The 6752-nt window shown below is 40.0% G+C and carries 7 protein-coding genes; all 7 read right to left on the bottom strand.

Annotated elements, in window-relative coordinates; all coding sequences use genetic code 11:
• Positions 1 to 132: 132 nt before the first annotated feature.
• A complete protein-coding gene (locus VXK47_RS09665) occupies positions 133 to 567 on the bottom strand; it encodes a response regulator transcription factor (protein ID WP_435548573.1) in 435 nt (144 codons plus the stop codon).
• A 275-nt stretch (positions 568 to 842) separates the two neighbouring features.
• Positions 843 to 1652 (bottom strand): acyl-CoA dehydratase activase, encoded by an 810-nt coding sequence (locus VXK47_RS09660; protein ID WP_435548572.1) that lies wholly within the window; start codon positions 1650 to 1652, stop codon positions 843 to 845.
• Positions 1652 to 2596 carry a ketopantoate reductase family protein gene (locus VXK47_RS09655; RefSeq protein WP_435548571.1) on the bottom strand — a complete coding sequence of 315 codons (945 nt, stop codon included), beginning with the start codon at positions 2594 to 2596 and terminating at the stop codon, positions 1652 to 1654. Before VXK47_RS09655 ends, VXK47_RS09660 begins: the two co-directional genes overlap by 1 nt.
• A gap of 282 nt (positions 2597 to 2878) precedes the next feature.
• Positions 2879 to 3091 carry a hypothetical protein gene (locus VXK47_RS09650; protein WP_435548570.1) on the bottom strand — a complete coding sequence of 71 codons (213 nt, stop codon included), beginning with the start codon at positions 3089 to 3091 and terminating at the stop codon, positions 2879 to 2881.
• A 27-nt stretch (positions 3092 to 3118) separates the two neighbouring features.
• The gene (locus VXK47_RS09645) at positions 3119 to 4246 is read right to left on the bottom strand and encodes a hypothetical protein (RefSeq protein ID WP_435548569.1); all 1128 of its coding nucleotides are present in this window, start codon (positions 4244 to 4246) and stop codon (positions 3119 to 3121) included.
• Positions 4243 to 4965 carry a CsgG/HfaB family protein gene (locus VXK47_RS09640; protein ID WP_435548568.1) on the bottom strand — a complete coding sequence of 241 codons (723 nt, stop codon included), beginning with the start codon at positions 4963 to 4965 and terminating at the stop codon, positions 4243 to 4245. Before VXK47_RS09640 ends, VXK47_RS09645 begins: the two co-directional genes overlap by 4 nt.
• Before the next feature lie 250 nt (positions 4966 to 5215).
• Entirely contained in the window at positions 5216 to 6574 is a 1359-nt protein-coding gene (locus VXK47_RS09635; RefSeq protein WP_435548567.1) for a CsgG/HfaB family protein, read from the bottom strand.
• Positions 6575 to 6752 lie beyond the last annotated feature (178 nt).

The following is a 6752-nucleotide window of genomic DNA, read 5'->3' as shown; positions in this document are numbered from 1 at the left end:
CAGAACAAAACCGATGGAGATCGTAGCCGGGGAGAACGCCTGCTATACTCTCCTGGCATTTATCTGTCTTAAAATGGAGTTACACTGGAAATCAAACCCTATCGGAAAAGTGCGTGAGAATCTGCCATTCTTTCAAAAACCAGCTGATAAAAATTTTACACAAAAACTTGACAGTACCATTTTGTTTACAGCTGAAAGAATATCTCCTTTTGCAAACGGTTTGGCAATAAAGTCTGCCGCACCGAGTTGAAAACCTTTGTTTCGATCTTTAAGATTATCATTTCCTGTCACAAACATAACGGGCACCCGGAATTCCTTTGAATAATTGAAATTGACAGGGTTTTGCTTGCTGCGAAGCTTCCTGAAAGTTTCAAAGCCATCAAGTGCCGGCATTTCGATATCAAGAGTAACCAAATCCGGCATACATTCGCTAAACAATGCAAGAGCTGTTTTTCCATCACAGGCCTCTTCTACTATATATCCGCCTTCAGATAGTTCCCTTTTTATTATTTTTCTGATGATAGGGCTATCATCAACTACAAGGATTTTCTTTTGGTTTTGCTGCATAAAAATAGTTCTCTAAAATTAAAAATATAAGACTGTTCAAGCATAATATCTGAAAGCTATGTTAATACTTCGACAAGCTCAGAACAACAACCCGGACATTCTTCAAAACTGTCATTTCATTTATCGGCTCAACGGAACTAATACTTTAATAATCTCAAAGATACATTTATAAGCACCATCGATTACAAACTAATATCCAAATATGAAGGGAACAACATGAATAGTAAGCGGATAAGTTGGCATGAAAACAGCCCATCCGGGCAAAACGGTGGAAATTACGCTTCTGTGTCTATTGCGTAAAGAGCTGCTCCGATAGCGCCTGTAAGTTGGGTGTATTCGGGAACCAGCACCTTTCTGCCGATAATTTCTTCGGTCATTTTAACAAGAAAAGGATTATAAGCGGCAACCCCTCCTGTCATTACAACATTATCGCTAAGAGAGTCCATTTCAAGCACTCTCTTTATTACAGACAAAAAGATACCTTTAATTATATCGGGAACCTTTTTTCCCTGACGGATTTTTCCCAATACTTCCGTAGCGGAAAAAACAGTGCAATAACTTCCCAGCTCAACCATATCAATGGATTGTCTGGCAAGGCCATCCATTTCGTCAAGCGGAATATCAAGGCGTGAAGACATTTCTTCAAGAAAAGCACCGGTTCCGGCAGCGCATTTCCGGTTCATCCTGAAACTAAGCCTCCTGCCATCTTTGTCAATTTTGATAATTTTATTATCCTGTCCGCCAATATCAATGATTGCGATCTCCATTGGAAAATAGTGGAAAGATCCTTTTCCATGACAACTGATTTCCGTTTTGGTTTTATCGGCGAAATAAACATTTTTTCTGCCATATCCAGTTGATATAATACAGCTTATATCGTTTTTTGATGATTTTGATGCGGCAAGAGATAACTCGAGACATTTTGTTGCGGTTGAGAAATAATCCGTTCCCGATTTTTCCACCGCATACCCTACCAGTTTTTTGCAGGAATCAATTACGGCAACTTTTGTTCTTGATGCTCCAACATCAATTCCAACAAACAAAGGAGCTGTATTCATAACGGATTTTTGTTCTGATAAGCTCATTATTTTGGTTCAAGAGCTTTAATAAGAGCCCTTAACGTTTTATTGTAAGGTGTTTCCATTCCGGTCTGCCTGCCGTATTCTACAAATTTTCCGTTCATAAATTCAATCTCTGTTCTCCGCTTGTTTTCAATATCAGTGAGCATGGAAGGTTTGTGGTCACCGGCTTTTCCCATATACTCCATTGCATAGGGATAAAAATCCCAGCCAAGGTCTATTCCATTTGCTCTGGCAACGGCAACACATTCCTTTACAAGAGAATCTATGATCTGAAAAATAAACGGATCATTCATAGCCTGGGTCATTGTAAGACCGGTTACGGCACAAACGGGATTCATGCAGGAATTAAGAATCGCTTTGCGCCATACCATAGAATTAATTTTGTCTGTGTGTTTTGTATTAAGACCGCATTCTGTCAAAATTTCTGTGAGTTTAATTGCCGCCATTGTTGATGCTTTATCAAGCTCCTGTAAATAATGTGGAGGGTGATGAAAAGACATGCGGACATGACATGGCCCTATTAGCTCACATCCGTAATTTACAACAGCCCTCATTACCGGTTTCCTGCCAAGATTCCGCGCTATTTCGGCTTCGGTATCAATCCCGTTCTGCCAGCTTATTATATATATACCTTCTTTGTAAAATGCCTCAATTGCCGATGAAACAAGCGAAAGCGTGTTGGCTTTTATAGCAAGAATTATTACATCAGGAACATTTTCCGAAAGATCTTCAATGCTTGTACATGTATGAGTCACACTCTGCTGAAGGTTTATGGCTCCTTCTATGATAATGCCCGGATTTGTAGCCGGTTTAACCAACTCGGGAACCACATCGCACAAGGTCACATCATATCCATTTTTTGCAAGCAACGCCGAAACAATACATCCAACAGGGCCGGCCCCGACAACAGCAAATAGCCGGGGCCTGAAATTTGATATATTTTCCATTTTGTTATCCACTTTTGCCCGGATTCTCTGTCAGGTTCCTGTGAAAATGAAAAATCAAGCTTTCCTCCGAAAATTATAATGGAAAAACTCGTAATAGTTCACAGTTCATTAAGCTTTGCAAAAAGCCCCATTTGAAATGGCGTGCAGTTTACAAGTATAATAACGAATACTTATATGAACCCAAACAAAAGCAAAAGCTTATCATGTTACAAATTATCTTATAACATGATAAGCCGATTTTGAAGTTAGATCCAGCTGATCCGAAAATCCGTTATTTTGTGCTTAAGATGTTTTACGTGTATAGATTGTTTTGTATTTTTGCGGCGAATCTTTCATGCACTCTGAACAACCGGGTTCTTCATCCGGACTGAAAGATTCCAGAATCACTTCGAATCCTATTTCTTTATACATTTCAACCATTTCAGATAGACGTGGATCATCATAGGTCGCCCGTTTTTCCCAGCCCTCAAGTATTAACTGTTCAGAACGTTTCATTTTGTTTGTCTCCAGCTTTATGATAGGTTATTTCAGAATACAGTCGAGTCTTTCAGGTGCAACATCTATAACTTCAAGCTTGCCTGCACCAACTTTTTTTCCGTCAATTACTTCCGCAAGTTCCTCGCTTGTTCCTTTGTAGAGAAGACTAAGCTCAAGGATACCGCCGGTTTTGTTCCACCCTTCTTTCTTACTGCTGGCAACTCTTTCTACTTTTTCTATGACTTCAATGACCATCCTTGATTTCTGGAAAGAGCCCACACCTGTAATATGCAGCTTAAGAGGAGTACCATTGTTTAAATAATCCTGGAAGGAATTGGTTATAGCATTGATCAGATATTCATCAACAGCTTTTTGTGTACACATCTGGATGGCCGTTGTTGCCCCGGTAAGAGGACTTATATGGGCAGAAACCCCGGTTTTTACTACCGAGCCAAGAACAAGACCTGTCTGAGTCTGTATAACCTTTAATTGCAGGCTTGCCTGTATCGATTTTAACCCTGAACCCGGATAAGCCTCTCCGGCATCCTGAGCAACAACTTTTCCAACAACCACATACTGGGCTCCGAACTTAAGCCCCAGAGCCTTTGCCGCCTTGGCATTTCCGGCAAGCGCCTGCCTGGCCTGATTATTGTTCATTATTGCATCTACCTGAGATTTATCAACAAGCTCAAACCCTTTGGCGCCAAGCAATGAAGCCATTTCCGTTGCGGCAATTCCCATTCCCAGGTTGTCCATGCTCTTATAATCCTCTTCGATAAGCACCATGAGTTTAGGATGTTCCATACTCGCAAGTAGTATTTTCATAGCAATAAGGTCGTCCTTGATTTTGTCAAGAGATACGGTTGCCTTAATAAGTATTTTATAAAGATCGCCCGACTTGCTCTCTTTCACTACCGAAAATCTTGTTATATAACCCTGGGTTCTTGAAAAAATCTTGTCTTTTTTGAGTTCAAAATTTTCCACTTCGGTCTGGGACTGAATAAAAATTCCAACAGCCTCCTCAACAGCTGAACGTTGTGCCTGTCGAATAGCGTCTTCTTTTGATATTGAACTTACTCCTTCCGCCTCAATCGTCTTGTCTTCGGCAAAAGAGTTGGTGCTAAAAATCAGAAAAACTGCAAATACCAATACAAAAAAAGCCGTTTTTTTCATTCGCTTAAACCTTTCACATTATCAACCTGCTCCTTATATGCAGGGTCAAGTTTTACACATTTTGAGAACAAGCGCTTAGCTTCTTCTTTATCACCTTTATCCAGAGCATCAAGTCCTTGTGAAAAATAAACTGCTGCATCAAGATTGCCGCTGCTTTTTAGCGGAACCGGATTAAATGCAACTTTCATCGATTTTGCTATCTTTCCCGCAAGGTCAACAGCTATATTCATAAGCCCGCTGCTGTCGCCGGCAACGGATTCGGCTGTTAATACTTCACCGGTCTCAACTTTAATGATCCTGGCATCCAGGCGCACATTATTTCCCAGCACCATAAATGATCCGAAAACAATGGATTGTGCTCCAAGCAACTTTCCTGCCTTTACGGCTGTTGCCTGATCAATGCTTCCGCTTTGACCGAGAGCTATCTCCTTTAAAATCGCCTGAATTTTTTCCCGCTCAACAATCTGAAGTGTCGTGTTGCTGTTTTTCAGATCGGCAATCAGGATGGCGCAAAGGCCCTTGCTCAAAGGGGCGTACTTCTCAGGATCGGTAACTGAATTATTTTCAAAAGGAAGTATAGCTATTGTTTTAGAAACCCGGCCTGATACAGCCGCAGGCCTCTCCTGTTCTTTTATCTCTTCCTTTGAAACACCGGCACATCCGCAAAACAACGATAGAAGCACAAGCGTCATTGCTGTATAAACAGTAATATTTTTCATACCATTATCCTTTGATATTTTCCCTGCCAAGGCCGGATCAATTTACCCTATGATCTGTTACCCGGCTTTTTACGGCCCTTAAATTTATGTTTAAACGAAAATATATCCAATAAACTATAAGTTTCTTATGAAAGGCAGATAAGCAGATTTATAAAGTTGTCAGGTAGTTAATAATATTAAAAACCTGCTATATTATTATCTTAAAACAAGCATGGGCATTCTGTCAGATATCGTGCTGTCAGTCAAACAATCATGGTAAATTTGGACCGGTAGATGGAAAGCTGCCTCCAGCAGAAGGATAGCTTACATCGGGGGAAGGAATATTTTGACCATCCGGATTTCCTTCATTTACCATTCCGTTGCCTACACCTGTAATGCCCAGATCTCCTACATCAACTCCCAGAATATCCGTTGCTGTGTATCCGCTGTTAATCAGAGAGTCAGCCGCTGTCGGACTGACTGTTATCAGTGTGCTTTCCGCAGAACTCATAATGGATTCAATTGTAGTTGATATTTTAGAGCCTTTCATATTTATCATGCTGTTTATACTTGGAGAATCAGCGCCAGGACAACTATATGCACCCTCTTTCGCAAGATCAAACATCGGGTCTTCTTTAATTGACATATCGAAATAATATTTTGCCTCTTTCCATTTGCCGGCATCTAAAGCATCAAGGGCATTACCATAATAAACCAAGGCATTGTATACCTTTGTATGAGGAATACCGATGGCCTTCTTTTCCTCATCCGTTAACTTTAACCCCATGATTCGGGCAATATCTTTTATGATTATCATAGGAAGTTCAAAAAATTTATCCTTTTCAACAGATGCGGAAGCACTGCCTTTGATATTTTCCGTCTCAGTTAAAGCTATAGTGGTTATAGCTTTTATACTGCCAGGGGAAAGGTTGCCGAGAACAATATTCCGCGCGCCAAGGAGTTTTCCTACCTTAGGCGCTGTGTTCATTTCTACAATACCTGATTGACCTAACTTCATTTCCTCTAACAGAGCCTGCAGCCTTATTCTCTCAACTACCTGTAGAGATTTTATTTTTGAAAGATCTGTAATAATCATGGCGGCAAGACCTTTTCTGAAAGCATGAAGGCTTTTATCTTTCGAAAGATCATCATAATAGCATACCGCAACAGTATTGGTAGCCGGTGTTATAGCCATGAGACTTTTTTCCTGAGCGAGAGCTTTTATAGCAAGCTTGCGGCTTTGGGTAATTCTGAGCAATGTAATTTGCCGTGCTATTGCTTCTTCTATAATTGGTTTGTTTTTGTTTCTGTAACTTTGCCAAACCTCTATTGCCTTTTCAAAATTCTCCATACCGAGATAAGCAAGTCCAAGATAATAGGTGGCAAATGGTTCTCCGGGGTTTTTTGTCAGAGCAGTCTCAAATTCTGAAATTGCTTTATCGAAACGGCCTGTTTTTAAATACCAAACTCCTATTTTATTACCTGATTTAACTGAATCCGGATTTTCTCCAATGTATCCTTCATAAACAGGTAAAGAATCGTCACTTTGTGTAATTCCGGTCTGTGCCGTATTCTTTACAGCGCTATCAATTCCCCCGCAACCATGAGTAAAAGATATGCAAATAGCCAAGATTCCGAAAATATAATTTTTAATATGCATGTTATTATAAACTAAAGTTTCACTGTTTTTGAAGCCGTTCAAACATGGTTTTAAAATTTTGCGATATTTTTTCACAAAACATAAAAAGATGGCATGTAAAATGCGTTGCAATTTATATACCAAGTATTTCAAGCACTTACGTCAACTT

Origin of the sequence: Desulfobacterium sp. N47, assembly GCF_051233685.1 — a bacterium.
Classification (GTDB): domain Bacteria; phylum Desulfobacterota; class Desulfobacteria; order Desulfobacterales; family RPRI01; genus RPRI01.
Note: the sequence above shows the minus strand (reverse complement) of the source record. Positions and strands in the feature narration are given on the sequence as shown.

Bases quoted from the DNA above. Each gene is read 5' to 3' on its own strand.
- VXK47_RS09640 (WP_435548568.1), bottom strand. From the start codon at position 4,965: ATGAAAAATATTACTGTTTATACAGCAATGACGCTTGTGCTTCTATCG.
- VXK47_RS09665 (WP_435548573.1), bottom strand. From the start codon at position 567: ATGCAGCAAAACCAAAAGAAAATCCTTGTAGTTGATGATAGCCCTATC.
- VXK47_RS09655 (WP_435548571.1), bottom strand. From the start codon at position 2,596: ATGGAAAATATATCAAATTTCAGGCCCCGGCTATTTGCTGTTGTCGGG.
- VXK47_RS09645 (WP_435548569.1), bottom strand. From the start codon at position 4,246: ATGAAAAAAACGGCTTTTTTTGTATTGGTATTTGCAGTTTTTCTGATT.
- VXK47_RS09660 (WP_435548572.1), bottom strand. From the start codon at position 1,652: ATGAGCTTATCAGAACAAAAATCCGTTATGAATACAGCTCCTTTGTTT.
- VXK47_RS09650 (WP_435548570.1), bottom strand. From the start codon at position 3,091: ATGAAACGTTCTGAACAGTTAATACTTGAGGGCTGGGAAAAACGGGCG.